Genomic DNA, 17354 nt, shown 5'->3' on the forward strand with positions numbered 1-17354 from the left:
CCTAGACAATCCAGACAGTGAAAAAAATAAGCAGTGCAAGCACTACTTATTCTTCGTTAATTGGAGGTGGGATTGAATCGTTTTCCAAGCTTCTTCTTTTCCATACCCTGTTTCAGAGGAAAACAGTAATAAAGGATCTGCGTCATCACGATTAAGCTCTTTACTGATGATACTTAAATGCTTTTGCCATTTTGATTTAGAAATTTTATCTGCTTTTGTGGCGACTAAAATGACCGGAATTCCGAAATGCTTCATCCAATTGTACATAAGCTTATCGTCTTCCGAAGGCTTATGGCGTGCATCAATTAATTGCAACACCGCTTTAAGCTCTTCCCGCTCTGATAAATACGTTTCAATCATTTTTCCCCAGGCTGCTCGTTCGGTTTTCGACACTTTTGCATAGCCGTATCCTGGAACATCTACAAAATAAAGCATTTCATTAATTTCATAAAAGTTCAATGTTTGCGTTTTACCAGGTTGACCAGATGTTCTAGCTAGCCCTTTTCGATTGAGCATTTTGTTAATAAAAGACGATTTCCCCACATTCGAACGACCTGCAAGAGCAAGTTCCGGTAAACGATTAACTGGATATTGTTCAGGTTTGACAGCTACATGTTCTAGTTCAGCTTTTACTACTTTCATTTTTTATCTTCACTCTCATTTAATGCGACTTTCAAGACTTGATCAAGATGTTCCACTAATACAATCGTCAATTCTTCACGAACACTAGCTGGAATATCGTCAATATCTTTTTCATTCTCTTTTGGAATAATAATCGTTGTTAACCCAGCACGGTGGGCACTCATTGCTTTTTCTTTTAAACCACCAATTGGTAATACTCGACCTCTTAATGTAATTTCTCCTGTCATGCCCACTTCACGCTTCACTTTTCGACCAGTAAGTGCAGAAATTAATGCTGTCGCCATTGTGATGCCTGCTGATGGACCATCCTTAGGGGTTGCCCCTTCTGGAACATGAATGTGTATATCCGTTTTATCGTTAAAATCAGTTGATATTGAGAGCGCTTCTGACCGAGATCGAATATAGCTAAACGCTGCTTGTGCAGACTCTTTCATGACGTCTCCTAACTTGCCTGTAAGGGTTAATTTCCCTTTCCCTTTCACAGCAGAAACTTCAATAGAAAGCGTCGTACCACCTGCTGCAGTGTACGCTAGGCCAGTAGCTGCACCAATCTGATCTTCTTGCTCCGCCATACCGTAGCGAAATCTTGGCTTTCCAAGCATATCTTCTACTAGCTTTTCTGTTACTGTCACACGCTTTCGATCTTCCATTACGACCATTTTAGCGGCTTTACGACAGGTTGAGGCTAACTGGCGCTCTAAGTTTCTAACCCCAGCTTCACGGGTGTAGTGTCGTATAATTTTCGTTAACGCCTCATCTTTTACAGGCATCTGACTTTTTGTTAAACCATGCTCTTTTATTTGCTTTGGAAGTAAATAGTTTCGTGCAATTTGTTTCTTTTCAAGCTCCGTGTAACCAGGTATAGAAATAATCTCCATTCGATCCAATAAAGGGCCTGGAATCGTACCAATATTATTTGCCGTTGTGATAAACATGACGTTTGATAAATCGTACGCCTCTTCAAGGTAATGATCGCTAAACGTATTGTTTTGCTCTGGATCTAACACTTCAAGTAAGGCGGAGGCTGGATCTCCTCTAAAATCATTTGCCATTTTATCAATTTCGTCTAATAAAAAGACCGGGTTAATAGTTTCTGCTCGTTTCATCCCTTGAATGAGTCGCCCTGGCATGGCTCCAACATACGTTCGACGATGACCTCGAATCTCTGCCTCGTCACGCACGCCCCCTAACGACATTCGCACAAATTTTCGATTTAACGACCTAGCAATAGATCGTGCTAGCGATGTCTTTCCGACTCCTGGAGGTCCCGCAAGGCATAGAATAGGACCTTTCATCGAATTTGTTAGCTTTCTAACAGCCAAATATTCAAGTACTCGCTCCTTCACTTTCTCTAACCCGTAATGGTCTTCATCCAAGATTTTACTCGCTTTTTTCACATCAAGCTGATCTTCTGTTTGTTTGGTCCACGGTAATTGAATAAGCCAATCAAGGTAGTTTCGCAATATAGAGCTTTCTCCAGCATTGGCTGGCATTTTCTCATAGCGATTTAACTCTTTCATTGCTTTTTCATACACATGTTCAGGCATTTCCGCTGCTTCTATTTTTTCCTTCAACTCAGCAATTTCACCTGTTTTACCTTCACGATCTCCTAATTCTTTTTGAATAGCTTTCATTTGTTCGCGTAAGTAATACTCTTTTTGTGTTTTTTCCATTGATTTTTTTACACGTTGGCCAATTTTCTTTTCAAGGCCTAACACTTCTTGTTCATTACCAAGAAATTCAATAAGCTTTTGCAACCGTTCCTTTACATCGATAAACTCAAGTAGTGTTTGCTTTTGAGACAGCTTCAACGTTAGATTGGCTGCTATTAAATCAGCAAATTGCTCTGGTGCTGTTGTTTCCTTCAAATTCGCGAGAGTTTCTTGTGAAGCGCGTTTTGATTGTTTGGAGAACTGATCATACATGGAAAGTAGCGTACGCATTAATGCTTCTGTTTCTGTATCTGCTTTGCCATCTTGCTCACATAATTGAATATCTGCAACAAGAACATCTCCATGGTCATGAAAATGAGTAAGGGAAGCTCGTTGTAATCCCTCTACTTGAACACGCACCGTTCCATTGGCTAATTTAGTTGATTGAACAATTTTAGCAAACGTTCCAATTCTATATAAATCTTCTTCCGTCGGATCTTCTTTTGTTGTTTGTTTTTGTGTTGCTAAAAATAAATATTGATCGTTTTGCTTGGCTTCTTCTAATGCTTTTACCGATTTTTCACGACCTACGTCTAAGTGCATAATTGCCCCTGGGAAGATTAATACACCACGCAAAGGAAGGAGCGGAACTCGGCGTTCTTGATATTGGTCAACCATCCGCATGACACCTCCGCCTTTATCTTGATAAAAAATTCATTATGTCTAATCATCTTAATTCTATGCTAAAAAACACAAACGATGATACACACAATGGAGAAAGCGTCATTCTCAGTAGAGTGACGCTTTCAATCATTCATTTCCGGTTTGTTAACCATCTACTCATTTTAGCTTACGAAGTGGTTTGTTGTCCATTATTTAGATTGGTACAGCTCCTCCAGAAGTGAAGGTTTGGGCAGGTATAACATTTTCTGCGCTTTCCTCCTGGGTTAACGCAAGTTGAAAGACTTCGTCGAGGGTTGTTACCGCAATGACGTCAATTCCTTTGATTTCTCTTAAGATCGCTTGTTCATTTTCTTTCGGAATAATAACGGTTTTTGCACCAGCTAATTTAGCTGCTTTCACTTTTGCAATAACGCCACCAATAGGCTTTACTTTTGCATGAATACTTAACTCCCCTGTCATCGCCACTTCATTCGAAACAGGAATTTGTTTAATTCCAGAGTAGATACCAGTTGCGATGGCAATTCCAGCTGATGGTCCGTCGACTGGCGTTCCTCCTGGAAAATTCACATGAATATCATAGTCATTTGTAGGAACACCTTTTCTTTTTAAAACAGAAATAACATTTTCAACAGATGAACGAGCCATGCTTTTTCGTTTAATAGAGCGAACTTGTGATCCAGATTGTTCTTCTTCTGCAATACCTGTAATCGTCAATTTACCATGCTGCACATTTTCGTGCACGAGCACTTCAATTTCAAGTAATGCACCGCTTGTTGGTCCCGTTACTGCTAACCCATTTACTAAACCAATAACCGGTTGCTCATGAATTTGTCGCTCAGGACGTGGTGCCATCTGACTTGAATGGGCAACCCATTCAATATCTTTAAGCTGTACTTCTTGCCTTCCGTCAGCGCGAGCCGCACCAACAGCAATCTGTAGCATATTTACGGTTTCTCTTCCGTTCGTTGCATAGGAAGCTATTTTTTTCGATGCCTCATCTGTTAACGTCATCGCAGCTTTTTCCGCAGCTCGCTTCGCAATTTCTTCTATTTCACTAGGGTCTAACCCGCGAAAAAAGACTTCTAAACAGCGGGAGCGAATTGCTGGCGGCATTTCTTCCGGTTGTCTTGTTGTCGCAGCAATTAAACGAAAATCTGCCGGCAAGCCACGTTTAAAAATATCATGTATATGTGTAGGAATTTGATCGTTTTCTGAGCTATAGTACGCACTTTCAAGGAAGACTTTGCGATCCTCTAACACTTTTAACAATTTATTCTGTTGAATGGTGTGTAGTTCTCCAATCTCATCGATAAATAAAATTCCACCATGTGCCTTTGTGACCGCTCCTGGTTTTGGTTGCGGCACACCAGCTTGTCCCATTGCGCCGGCCCCTTGATAAATGGGATCGTGTACAGAGCCAATTAATGGGTCCGCTATTCCCCTTTCATCAAACCGCGAGGTAGCACCATCCACCTCAACAAATACAGCTGTTGATTGAAATGGAGATTGGTTGCTTTGTTTTGCTTCATCTAACACAAGACGTGCTGCTGCTGTTTTTCCAACACCAGGTGGTCCATAAATAATGACGTGTTGAGGATTGGCTCCACACAATGCCATACGCAATGTTTTCAAACCATCTTCTTGCCCAACGACTTCTGATAACGATTTTGGTCGTACTTTTTCAGCTAATGGTTCAGATAATCGAATAGAGCGAAGTTTTTTCATTTTATCTAGTTCAACTTTTGATTCTCGATCAATGTACGTTTTTTGACTGCGCTGGTTTTTTAATAAGTTCCAAAAATAAACACCAATAATAATCCCAAAAAATAATTGGACAAATAATGCAATTGTCGTAAACCCCATTTGCTTGCCTCCTAATTGTTATGTTGTCGTTAGTATGACCTTGAGACAAGTCGTTAGTCGAAAACAGCCAAGCGCATTATTTCCAATTCTAAACACGATGCAAAAAAACCACGCTGGCCATGGACCAACGTGGTTTCTACTTTATGCACTTTCTTTTGGCTTATTAAGGGTTAACTCTGTTCCGTCTGCAGATTTAATAATCGGTTCTGCACCATCTGTTATACAGCCTTCATGAATAATACACTTCACTGCATCTTCCCTAGATGGAAGATCGAACATCACATCAAGCATAATGCTTTCAATAATTGAACGGAGTCCGCGAGCACCTGTTTTACGTTCGATTGCTTTTTTGGCAATCTCTTTTAATGCTTCATCTGTAAACTCTAATTCAACATCATCGAGCTCAAGCAGTTTTTGGTATTGTTTTACGAGCGCATTTTTAGGCTGCGTTAAAATCTCAACAAGCGCATCTGTATCGAGCGGAGCAAGACTTGAAATAATCGGAAGACGACCAATAAATTCTGGAATCAGTCCAAATTTCAAAAGGTCTTCAGGAAGTACTTTCGATAGGTATTCACCTGGTTTTAGCTCTTCTTGTTTTGAATCGTCGGAGCCAAATCCAATAATCTTCTTCCCTAAACGGCTTTTAATAATTTGTTCGATTCCATCAAAAGCCCCACCACAAATAAAGAGGACGTTTGTTGTATCAATTTGTATAAATTCTTGATGAGGATGCTTTCTCCCACCTTGTGGTGGCACGCTAGCAGTTGTACCTTCAAGAATTTTTAGTAACGCCTGCTGAACACCTTCACCTGAAACGTCACGGGTAATAGATGGATTTTCAGACTTACGAGCTACTTTATCGATTTCATCAATATAGATGATACCTTTTTCAGCTTTCTCTACATCATAATCAGCCGCTTGAATGAGTTTTAGTAGGATGTTTTCTACATCTTCACCAACATAACCAGCTTCCGTTAACGATGTAGCGTCTGCAATAGCAAAAGGTACATTTAAAATACGTGCAAGAGTTTGTGCAAGAAGGGTTTTTCCGCTTCCTGTTGGTCCAATCAACGTTATATTACTCTTTGCTAATTCAACATCTTCGGAACGTGCCATTGAATTAATTCGCTTGTAATGGTTGTAAACGGCAACGGCTAAAGATTTCTTCGCATCTCGTTGGCCGATAACATAATCATCAAGAATGACACAAATTTCACTAGGTTTCGGAATTTCCTCTAGTTCAACCTCTTCTTCAGTCCCAAGTTCTTCCTCAACGATTTCCGTGCAAAGCTCAATACACTCATCACATATATAGACTCCAGGTCCAGCTACAAGCTTTCTGACTTGATCTTGAGTTTTACCGCAAAAAGAACACTTAAGCTGTCCTTTCTCCTCGTTAAATTTAAACATAACCTCACCCCTTACAGGATTTCTTTTTTCCATGATTTGCTCATAAAAGCTTAATGTCAAATCATTTTAGCATAGACTAATTCAACAAACTAGAAATATGCATTTTATGTATGAGTTAGAGCAATCACTACCCTTACTCTTCCCTCTCAAAGTACAATTCAAGCTTCATCGTGAAAACCCTTTTTTTTGAGCTACTATCATTTTGTTCAACTTAGCAGGCAATCATACTATACTTATGAATAAAAGCCTACTTTCATGTTAGGGTATCGCTGTATAAGGGAAAAAGGTACGGGTGTTATGCCCGCACCTTTTTACATTAAGCTGTTGCTTCTTTACTGTGATCAACGAGTACGTCAATCGCTTTGCGCATTTTTAAATCACCTTTTACTGTGTCAAGTCCACCTTGCGCAGAAAGTAATGCTTTGATTTCATCAGCAGAACGCTGGTACATCTCAGCCATTTTTGTAATTTCTTCTTCTACTTCTTCATCAGAAACTTGTACGTCTTCCACTTCAGAAATAGCTTCAAGCGTTAAGTTAACGCGAACACGCTTCTCAGCATCTTCTTTGAATTGGTTACGCATATCTTCTTCTGTTTGACCAGAGAATTGGAAATACATATCCAAGTTCATCCCTTGTGCTTGTAAACGTTGACCAAATTCTTGAAGCATACGATCTACTTCAGTATTGACCATTGCATCAGGAACAGTGATGTCAGCTTGATCTGCTGCTTTTTCAAGTAACGCATCACGGACAGCATTTTCTGATTCTGTTTTTCTTTGCTCTTCAAGCGTCTTACGTAACTCCACTTTAAGCTCATCCAATGATTCTACATTTTCGTTCGCATCTTTAGCAAATTCATCATCAAGCTCTGGAAGTTCTTTACGTTTCACATCATGAATTTTCACTTTGAACGTCGCTGGTTTTCCAGCTAGATTTTCTGCGTGATACTCTTCTGGGAACGTTACTTCAACTTCTTTTTCGTCTCCTGTTTTAAGACCAACTAATTGTTCTTCAAAACCTGGAATGAACGAATTTGAGCCAATTTCAAGTGAATAGTTCTCAGCAGTACCGCCTTCAAACGCTTCACCCTCTGCATAGCCTGCGAAGTCAATAACAGCTGTATCGCCGTTTTGAATTTCTCCATCTTCAACAACAACGAGTTCAGCGTGACGCTCTTGAAGTTTTGTTACTTCTTCTTGCACATCTTCATCTGTAACTTCTGCACTTGGCACTTCAACTTCTAAACCTTTGTAGTCGCCAAGCTTCACTTCTGGCTTAACTGTTACAGTTGCTTTAAATACTGCTTTTTCGTTTTTGCCAATTGATTCAATATCTACTTCCGGGCGATCAACAGGGAAAATTCCTGTTTCTTCAACGGCATTTGAGTAAGCCTCTGGTAACATAAAGTCGATTGCATCTTGATAAAGTGATTCAACTCCAAATTGCTTTTCAAAAAGACCTCTTGGCATTTTCCCTTTACGGAAACCAGGTACGTTTACTTTTTGCACAACTTTTTTAAATGCTTTATCTAAAGCGTCGTTGACTTTATCTGCTTCAACTTCAAACGTTAAGACGCCTGTATTCTGTTCTGTCTTTTCCCAATTTGCAGACATAATATTTCCCTCCAACATGTAATTTCTACACTACTTTATCACGTTTTTGACAACCATTCCATTATAACATATCGAATGAATCTTTCAATGTCTTCCTTCTTATGAAATAAGTCGGGTTCATTTATGTTGTTTTTACTATAGCTGAAGCGCCTAAGCCTATGTATGAAACCATTCGTTTTGGTTTTGAGCCTCTAATAAAATGTCTTGTTCCAATGCTTCAATTTCATGTGAAGCAGAGAGAACATCGAATCGCTCACACTCATAACATTGGACCATTGTCGTCTCATCTGTTTCGAGACCGAGTTGTTCCGCAGCGACTAGATGAAACGCACAAGCCCAAGCCTTTGGATTTTCTGGATTAAGTTCAAATGGGTATGTCATAAGCAAGTATGTGTGGTGTAGTTGTTTTGCCATATGTAATAAAATTGGGTCTTCTTGCTCAAGCTGGTCTTCTAAAGCTTCTCTTATCGCCTGATCTACCTGTCTTTCTCCTGGCTCTTCAAGCTCACTAGGGGTGATAACAACCACTTGATGATCACGTTCATATCGTAATGGTTTACGGTCTCCCCATTCATGTAACAACTGTAACGCATATGTGCGCATAAGCGGGTTCGTTTGTTTATTTTGGACAAAGCTTCTAATCTCATCAGTTAAATCTGTCAGACCGAGTTTACGAACAGTTTGCAATGCATTCCATTTAGCTGGTTCATTTGCTGCATGAAGTCCAGCTTTTAATTCAAGCATTGTTTCTTCTTGATTTTGTTTTGACACTGATGCTTCACTATACTCATTTGATTCGCTCATTTGTCGGCTGAAATGAAGTAGTTCATAGAAGGTTTCTGCATCTTTTGCAGGAATTTTATCTTCGCTTAGAACTGCTTCCAATAAGTGAACGACTTGATCATAACGAGATAGTTGGACAAGTAATGAAACATGCACTTGCAGGATTTCAAAATAATTACCAATTCCTTCATTTAATAGCTTTTCTGTCTCCATGACAGCTTCCTGCTGACGATTTAATTCAATTAAGCTTAGTACAGTCCCAAATCGCGCTTGTGGATCCCCTTGATCATAAGAAGAAGCTTCTGCAAAAAGCTTGTACGCCTTTTCTGCATGCTTTTGCTTTAATTCATTCATCCCTTCTTCGACCAAACGTTTCACTAAGCCAGGAAATAAAATGATATTATTTTTCCCTTGCTTTTTCTCTTTCAATTTTTATCGCCTGCCTTCTCTATATGCCTACTTTAACACGCCTTCACTCTCTAACAAAAGATTCCCATGTTTTTATTCGTTATTCGTTCCCTAATCCCTTTCATTCAAAACCTTAAGAAAGCCCCTTAGTCATATACTAAGGAGCTAGGATCATAGAAGTTTTTAAAACGTTACGTGTTTTTAGCTGATATTGAATGGCTTTGACTGTTAACCATTTGTGTAAGACGCTTCAAATGTCGTTATCCGGTCTTCAAGCTTCAGCGTTAAGTCAATTTCATCCCATCCGTTAATAAGCATATTTTTCCAATGTGGATCAATTTCGAATGATGACTCAATGTGATCAGCGATAACTTTTTGCTCAAGCAAATCAACTGTAATATGGCTCTTACCTTGATTCACCAGTGTCATCCATCTGTTTACTTCCTCATCTGATAGTTGTATAGGTAATAGACCATTCTTTACACAATTGTTGTAAAAAATATCAGCGAAGCTTGAAGCCATTACTACTTTAAAACCGTAATCATATAACGCCCAAGGAGCGTGTTCCCTTGACGAACCACAGCCAAAGTTATCTCCGCTAATTAAAATACTTGCTCCTTTAGCAGAGGGGTGATTTAATTCAAAGTCCGGATTTTCTTTTCCTTCTGCCTTGTAACGCCAATCATAGAACAAAAATTGACCAAACCCCGTTCGTTCAATTCTTTTTAGAAACTGTTTCGGAATAATTTGGTCGGTATCAACATTTACGCGATCTAATACAGCTGCCTTACCTCTATGAATGCGGATCGGATTCATTTTACATCGCTCCTTACATCAAATGTTCGCACGTCGACAAAATGACCGCTCACCGCAGCCGCTGCTGCCATCGCTGGACTCACTAAATGTGTACGTGATCCTTTTCCTTGTCGTCCTTCAAAGTTACGATTTGACGTTGATGCACACCGTTCTCCTTCTGGTACTCTATCCGGGTTCATACTAAGACACATACTACAGCCTGAGCTGCGCCAATCAAAACCTGCGTCTTTAAAAATCTGATCAAGGCCTTCTGCTTCAGCACGACGCTTTACTTTTTCAGACCCAGGCACAACAATTGCCGTAACATCTTGGTGTACATATCTTCCTTTTACGATTCGAGCGGCGGCCTCAAGGTCACTAAAGCGCGAGTTCGTGCAAGATCCAATAAACACATGTTGGATTGAAATATCTGTAAGAGGCGTACTCGGCTCTAACTCCATATAAGCAAGGGCTTGTGCAATTGCACGCTTTTCATTTTCTGAAGATGCATGCTGTGGATCCGGAACAAAAGAAGAAATTGGGGCACCTTGACCAGGATTTGTTCCCCACGTCACCATTGGCTCAATTTCACTTGCATCAATCGTAACCGTGCGATCGTAAGTTGCATCAGCATCCGTTGCAAGTGACGACCAGTATTCAACAATCTCTTCGAACGCCTTATCTTCTGGTACACGACTTCTCCCTTTTAAATAGTCAAATGTGACGAGATCAGGACTAATTAAACCTGCCTTTGCCCCCGCTTCAATAGACATATTGCATATCGTCATTCGCTCTTCCATCGTCATCCCACGTATTGCTTCACCAGTGAATTCAATGACGGAACCAGTCCCTACATTTACACCAAACTTTGAAATGATCGCAAGGATCACATCCTTTGCAGCAATGCCAGTACCTAATCTTCCTGTAATATGAACTTGTAATGTTTTCGGTCTTGACTGCCACACTGTTTGAGTAGCCAATACATGCTCGACTTCACTCGTACCAATTCCAAATGCCAATGCCCCGAAAGCTCCATGAGTAGATGTATGGCTATCTCCACAAACAATGACATGTCCAGGCTGCGTTAAACCCAGTTCTGGTCCAATTACATGAACAATTCCGTTATCTGGATGCTCCAGATCAGCAATTTCAATACCAAATTCACGGCAATTGTCCGCTAATGTCTCCATTTGTAAACGGGCAATTTGATCTTGTATATCGTAACGGTTAAAAGTCGGTACGTTATGATCCATTGTTGCAAATGTACGCTCTGGTCTACGCACCTTCCTATTTGCGATTCTTAATCCTTCAAATGCCTGTGGTGACGTCACTTCATGAACCATATGCAAATCAACATATAGCAAATCCGGCTGGTTAGATTCTGAAACAATCGTATGTTTCTCCCATATTTTTTCGATAATTGTTTTTCCCATACATGCTCCTCCTAAGAGTGAATTGCTACTTTTATTTCCTTAATGACTGCCGCCGTCATTTCTTTAGTTGAAATCGCATCGATCATCGTTAAATCGGCTGTACGATACCCTTTTAATAGCACTTGATTAATCGCCTGTTCAATACAATCTGCTTCTTCTAACATACCGAAGCTATACCGAAGTAGCATCGCAGTCGATGCAATGGTCGCTAATGGATTCGCTTGGTTTAAACCAGCTATATCTGGTGCTGATCCGTGTACTGGTTCATACAACCCAAAGCTCGTTCCGTTTAAACTGGCGGAAGGGAGCATTCCAAGTGAACCAGTAATCATTGAAGCTTCGTCACTTAAAATATCACCGAATAGATTTTCTGTTACAAGAACATCAAATTGCTTTGGATTTCGTATAAGCTGCATAGCGGCATTATCCACAAGCATATGTTCTAGCGTTACCGACGGATAATGAGTGGCAACTTCGTTTGCACATTCTCGCCACATTCTGCTGGACTCAAGAACATTGGCTTTATCGACTGATGTTACATGCTTTCCCCTAATCTCCGCAAATTGAAAAGCGCGATGCAAAATACGTTCGATTTCGCTTTTTTTGTATACAAGTGTATCAACGACCCCTTCTTCATTATCAATCGCACGACGTTCTCTCGGCTCTCCGAAATAAATACCACCCGTTAACTCTCGAACGATGAGCACATCTACGCCACTTACTACTTCTGGTTTTAAAGTTGATTCTTCTATTAAGGCATCGAGCGCTTGCACCGGCCGCAAATTTGCATAGAGATTTAATGCTTGGCGAATGGCAAGTAATCCTTTTTCCGGTCGGAGATGCGGTGGTTGCTGGTCCCATTTCGGTCCTCCTACCGCACCCAGTAAACAAGCATCAGAGGATTGGCAAAGCTCAATTGTTTCTTCCGGAAGCGGAACGCCAGTCGCATCAATGGCTGCTCCGCCTATTAAGCCCTCTTGGAATTCAAATTGGTGTCCATATAAGTCCGCGATTACTTGAAGTACCGCTTTACCTGACTCGACAATTTCAGGGCCAATACCATCACCAGCTAATGTTGCAATCCGTTTCTTCATTTGTATCCTCCTACCCTACTGTTGATGGTTCTTTTTTTCGTTTTTTTTCATTTAACATGCGGTTTACAGCGTGCAAATAGGCTTTCGCCGATGCTTCTAAGACGTCATGTGCGACACCTCGACCAGACTGGGACTGCTCCTCTTTAGACAGTTTAACGTGTACTTCAGCTAACGAATCTTCCCCTTCCGTTATGGATTGAATACGGTAGTCTGTTAAACGATATTCATAGTCTGTTAGCTTTGCTAGTGTATTATAAATGGCTTCTACACTCCCAGACCCTGTACTTGCTTCTGTCATTTCTTCTTCACCAGATTTGATTAATTTAATAGTCGCTGTTGGCGTTTGATTTGTACCGTATGATACTTGTAACGCTTGAAGGGTGTACGTCTGCACTTGTTCGTCGTCACCTTGATCAATCATTAGTGCGTAAAGATCATCTTCTGTAACAGTTTTCTTTTTATCCGCTAGTGTTTTAAACGATTGAAACAATTGATTGAGTTCTTCGGTAGAGCCTTTAAAACCTAATTCTTTCATTTTCTCTTGGAAAGCATGTCTTCCAGAATGCTTCCCTAAAGGATTTGATGACGTTGCGCCAACAAGCTCTGGCGTAATAATCTCATATGTTTCTTTATGTTTTAACATTCCATCTTGATGAATACCCGATTCATGTGCAAATGCATTTGAGCCGACAACCGCTTTATTTTTTGGAATTGGCATAGACGTGTAGCGACTGACTAATGCACTTGTTCGCTTCAATTCGTTAAGCTGTATATTCGTACCCGTTTTATAGAAGTCTGAACGGATATGCAACCCAACGGCAATTTCTTCTAGGGAAGCGTTTCCTGCTCGTTCACCGATGCCGTTAATCGTACACTCGACCTGCCTTGCTCCTCCTTGAATAGCAGCAAGAGAATTTGCCACACCCATTCCAAGGTCATCGTGATTATGAGTAGACAATATAGCCCTGTCGATATTTGGAACGTTTTTGGTCATATATTCAAATAATTCGGATATTTCCTTTGGCATCCCGTACCCAACTGTGTCAGGTAGATTAATAACAGACGCCCCCGCATCAATTGTCGCTTCAATAATTTTAGCTAAAAATGCCCAATCAGAACGACTTGCATCTTCTGCAGAGAATTGAACGTGTGGGAATTTTTTTGCAGCATACTTTACACTTTCGACTGCACGCTCAACGACCTGCTCTGGTGTCAGTTTTAATTTATATTGCATGTGGATGGGTGATGTTGCTAAAAATACATGAATACGCGGTTCAGCACTTTGCTTTAAGGCTTCCCAACATGCATCAATATCTTCTTGCTTTGAACGCGCTAACCCTGTTACAGACGAGTTTTTTATTTGGGTTGCAATATCCTTTACAGATTGGAAATCTCCTTGAGAGGAGGCTGGAAATCCAGCCTCAATGATATCTACACCTAAACGCTCTAGTTGGAATGCAATGTCTAACTTTTCTTTATGGTTAAGGTTTATTCCTGGAGATTGTTCTCCATCACGCAATGTTGTATCAAATATTTTAACCTTCCCCATGGTTAACGGCTCCTTTTTTTTGTTTTGATTGCTTAACAAATGGCATCATTTCGCGAAGTTCACGACCAACCACTTCCAATGGATGATTCGCTTCGGCTGTATTAATAGCGTTATACTCTGGACGATTTAACTTGTTTTCAAGAATCCACCCTTTAGCAAACTTTCCTTTTTGAATGTCGTCTAGGATCGCTTTCATTTCTTTTTTCGTCTCGTCTGTTACGATACGCGGTCCAGCTTGGAAATCTCCCCATTGAGCTGTATCCGAAATGGAATAACGCATGTACTCTAATCCACCTTCATACATTAAATCAACAATTAGTTTCAACTCGTGTAGACATTCAAAATACGCAATTTCTGGCTGATAGCCTGCTTCAACTAATGTTTCGAAACCAGCTTTTACTAATGCGGATGTTCCACCACACAATACAGCTTGCTCTCCGAAAAGATCTGTTTCCGTTTCTTCTTTAAACGTCGTCTCCAACACACCTGCACGAGCAGCACCGATTTGTTTCGCGTATGCAAGAGCAATTTCCTTCGCTTCACCAGTCGCATCCTGATAAACTGCGATTAACCCTGGTACACCAGCACCTTCTGTGAATGTACGGCGTACGAGATGACCTGGTCCTTTTGGTGCAACAAGGAATACGTCTACATCACTTGGAGGAACGATTTGATTAAAGTGAATGTTAAAGCCATGTGCAAATACTAACGCTTTTCCAGGTGTAAGTTCACTTTCAATAGAAGCTTTATACACTTCCGGTTGCTGTTCATCTGGAAGAAGAACCATGATTACTTCTGCTTTTTCTGCTGCTTCTTGAACGGGATACACATCAAAGCCGTCTTCTTTTGCTTTCTCCCAAGACTTCCCTTGACGCAAGCCAACAATTACATCTACGCCTGATTCCTTTAGATTTAAAGCATGTGCATGACCTTGAGATCCGTATCCAATAATTGCTACTGTTTTCCCATTTAAAAACCCTTCGCTTACATCACCATTGTAATAAACTTTTGCCATTGTCAATCTCTCCCTTTTTTTAATAAATAAGTGTTAAACGCGACGTGTCCGGTTGTGTTTTCACGCTACGGCTTATGGCTGTAACGCCAGTTCTTGCGATTTCTTGTATGCCATAGGACTTAATCAATTCAATAAATGCTTCGACCTTATCCGTGTGACCCGTTACTTGAAGGGTTAATGAATCTCTCCCTACATCAATCATTTGTGCTCGAAATGTCTCAGCAAGTGATCCGATTTCTGCCCGTTGTTCAGGTGTTGCGGCTATTTTAATTAAGGCTAGCTCTCTTGATACTGTTGCTTCTTCAGTCACATCTTTAACCTTCAAAACATCGACTTGCTTATGGAGCTGTTTCATCACTTGTTCAACGTTTTCCATTGCATCAGCTACAACAACAAACGTCATTCTTGAAACAGTAGGATTGTCAGTGACACCTACAGTGATGCTATCAATATTGTATTGGCGTCTCGCAAATAAACCAGTAATTCGATTTAGTACGCCTGAACGATTCTGAACAAGGACGGTGATTGTTCGTTTCACAATGGCTCAACCCCTTCCATACAGTGATGGCCTTGACCTGGACAAATCATGGGATAGACATTTTCTTCTTTTGCTACACAAACTTCCAGCAATACTGGACCTTGATGATCAAAAGTTTCTTTAATTGCTTCTGATAACTTCGACCGTTTTTCAACCTTAATAGCTTTAATATCATAAGCTTCTGCCAATTTAGAGAAGTTCGGCTGAACCGGAAACAACGAGTGTGAATAACGTTCACCATGAAATAATTGCTGCCATTGCCGGACCATTCCGAGTGAAGCGTTATTTACAATGACAATTTTCACTGGCAGCTGTAGTTCTTGTAAAATGGACATCTCCTGCAAGGTCATCTGAAATCCTGCATCACCAGTAATCGCGATAACTGGAAGTTCAGGCTCAGCAATTTGTGCACCAATTGCTGCAGGGAATCCAAATCCCATGGTGCCAAGCCCCCCACTTGTAATCCAACGATTCGGTTTGTTGAAGGAGAAATATTGGGCTGCCCACATTTGATGCTGTCCTACATCTGTCGTGACAACAGCTTCACCGTCTGTATGCTCATAAAGTCGTTCTATTAATTCTTGTGGTTTAATGACTTCTTTGTCGAGTTTATACCATAATGGAAACTCCTTTTTCCAACGCTGTGTTCGCTCTCGCCATTGATCATGTTGTTCAAGTGGACGAATATCCCCTTCTAATAAAAGTGTTAAAGCAGCTTTTGCATCGCCAACCACTGGAATTTCAGCAGGAATGTTTTTTCCAATTTCAGCTGGATCGATATCAATATGTGCAATTTTTGCATTTGGCGCAAAATGTTCCAATACACCTGTTAAACGATCATCAAAGCGAGAACCAATATTCAAAAGAAAGTCTGCTTCATGCAAGGCCATGTTTGCTGCATAGGTGCCGTGCATGCCTCCCATTCCAAGATGATTTTCATTATTTCCCGGGTAAGAACCTAATCCAAGCAACGTTGATACAAGAGGAATTTTTGTTTGTTCCACAAAAGAAGTCAGCTCTTCAGACGCTTTTGCGTGAAGTACCCCAGCTCCAGCAAGTAGAACTGGTTTTTTCGCTTCTCGAAATGATTCCAGAACCTTTCGAATTTGCTGCTTATTCGGTCTTGCATTCGGTTGATACCCTGGTAAGTAAACCGGCTTGTCGTACGTAAAAACCCCCATTTGCTGCGATATATCTTTTGGTAAGTCAATAAGTACTGGTCCCGGTCGACCACTTTGAGCAATGTGAAACGCTTCTTTAACCGTTTGGGACAATTCTTCAATGGAGCGGATTTGGTAATTATGCTTTGTAATTGGCATTGTTATACCGAGCATATCCGCTTCTTGAAAAGCATCTGTTCCGATTACTTTTGTTCCAACTTGACCTGTAATGACAACAAGAGGAAGTGAGTCAATCATTGCATCCGCAATTCCAGTGACTACATTTGTTGCTCCAGGTCCTGAAGTGACAATACATACACCAGGCTTCCCTGTTACCCTTGCATACCCTTCCGCTGCATGAATCGCACCTTGTTCATGTCTTGCTAAAATGTGATTGATACCGAGCTTATAAATTTCGTCATACGTTGGAAGAATAGCCCCCCCTGGGTAACCAAATATTACATCTACTTGTTCCTTTACTAAGGACCGTAATAAAATCTCAGCTCCAGTACAAGGCTCATTCGTTTCTTTGGTTGCTTTGTTCTGTTCTTCCGCTTGTTCACTCGCATGTAGCATGCATTCTCTCTCCCTTCCCTCTTTTATATAAAAAAAGAAAGACTTCCTCAAACCCCATGTATGATTACCATACAAGGGGCGAGAAAGTCTCTCGCGGTACCACCCTTATTCACTAATATCATTATTAGCCTCAT

Annotated in this window: 13 protein-coding genes and 1 other annotated feature (1 of these 14 only partly in view); all 13 genes read right to left on the reverse strand. The window is 40.6% G+C overall.

Features of this window, described 5'->3' with window-relative positions:
• Window positions 1–42 precede the first annotated feature (42 nt).
• Window positions 43–642, reverse strand: a complete 600-nt coding sequence (gene yihA / locus PQ477_RS01160) for a ribosome biogenesis GTP-binding protein YihA/YsxC (protein ID WP_035395951.1) — start codon at window positions 640–642, stop codon at window positions 43–45.
• Window positions 639–2972 carry an endopeptidase La gene (lon, locus tag PQ477_RS01165; RefSeq protein WP_144560502.1) on the reverse strand — a complete coding sequence of 778 codons (2334 nt, stop codon included), beginning with the start codon at window positions 2970–2972 and terminating at the stop codon, window positions 639–641. The genes yihA and lon overlap by 4 nt, the downstream gene beginning before the upstream one ends.
• A gap of 198 nt (window positions 2973–3170) precedes the next feature.
• Window positions 3171–4841, reverse strand: a complete 1671-nt coding sequence (gene lonB, locus PQ477_RS01170; protein ID WP_035395949.1) for an ATP-dependent protease LonB — start codon at window positions 4839–4841, stop codon at window positions 3171–3173.
• Window positions 4842–4982: 141 nt separating this feature from the next.
• Entirely contained in the window at window positions 4983–6254 is a 1272-nt protein-coding gene (gene clpX / locus PQ477_RS01175) for an ATP-dependent protease ATP-binding subunit ClpX (RefSeq protein ID WP_035395947.1), read from the reverse strand.
• Between the two features lie 316 nt (window positions 6255–6570).
• Window positions 6571–7869, reverse strand: coding sequence for a trigger factor (gene tig, locus PQ477_RS01180; RefSeq protein WP_035395946.1), 1299 nt, complete (start codon window positions 7867–7869; stop codon window positions 6571–6573).
• A 156-nt stretch (window positions 7870–8025) separates the two neighbouring features.
• Complete coding sequence (locus tag PQ477_RS01185; RefSeq protein ID WP_274272853.1) at window positions 8026–9081, reverse strand: HAD family hydrolase; 1056 nt, start codon at window positions 9079–9081, stop codon at window positions 8026–8028.
• Window positions 9082–9288: 207 nt separating this feature from the next.
• Window positions 9289–9876 (reverse strand): 3-isopropylmalate dehydratase small subunit, encoded by a 588-nt coding sequence (leuD, locus tag PQ477_RS01190; RefSeq protein WP_035395937.1) that lies wholly within the window; start codon window positions 9874–9876, stop codon window positions 9289–9291.
• Window positions 9873–11288, reverse strand: a complete 1416-nt coding sequence (gene leuC, locus PQ477_RS01195) for a 3-isopropylmalate dehydratase large subunit (RefSeq protein ID WP_274272854.1) — start codon at window positions 11286–11288, stop codon at window positions 9873–9875. The genes leuD and leuC overlap by 4 nt, the downstream gene beginning before the upstream one ends.
• Window positions 11289–11299: 11 nt before the next feature.
• Window positions 11300–12382 (reverse strand): 3-isopropylmalate dehydrogenase, encoded by a 1083-nt coding sequence (gene leuB, locus PQ477_RS01200; protein WP_274272855.1) that lies wholly within the window; start codon window positions 12380–12382, stop codon window positions 11300–11302.
• Between the two features lie 10 nt (window positions 12383–12392).
• Entirely contained in the window at window positions 12393–13931 is a 1539-nt protein-coding gene (locus tag PQ477_RS01205) for a 2-isopropylmalate synthase (RefSeq protein ID WP_035395933.1), read from the reverse strand.
• Entirely contained in the window at window positions 13918–14946 is a 1029-nt protein-coding gene (gene ilvC / locus PQ477_RS01210) for a ketol-acid reductoisomerase (protein ID WP_035395931.1), read from the reverse strand. Before ilvC ends, PQ477_RS01205 begins: the two co-directional genes overlap by 14 nt.
• A 19-nt stretch (window positions 14947–14965) precedes the next feature.
• Window positions 14966–15484, reverse strand: coding sequence for an acetolactate synthase small subunit (gene ilvN / locus PQ477_RS01215; protein ID WP_060703820.1), 519 nt, complete (start codon window positions 15482–15484; stop codon window positions 14966–14968).
• Window positions 15481–17220, reverse strand: a complete 1740-nt coding sequence (ilvB, locus tag PQ477_RS01220; protein WP_274272856.1) for a biosynthetic-type acetolactate synthase large subunit — start codon at window positions 17218–17220, stop codon at window positions 15481–15483. The genes ilvN and ilvB overlap by 4 nt, the downstream gene beginning before the upstream one ends.
• 71 nt (window positions 17221–17291) lie before the next feature.
• Window positions 17292–17354 (reverse strand) — a binding site (T-box leader) (it continues 162 nt past the right edge of the window).

It is taken from the genome of Shouchella hunanensis, assembly GCF_028735875.1.
GTDB lineage: Bacteria > Bacillota > Bacilli > Bacillales > Bacillaceae_D > Shouchella > Shouchella hunanensis.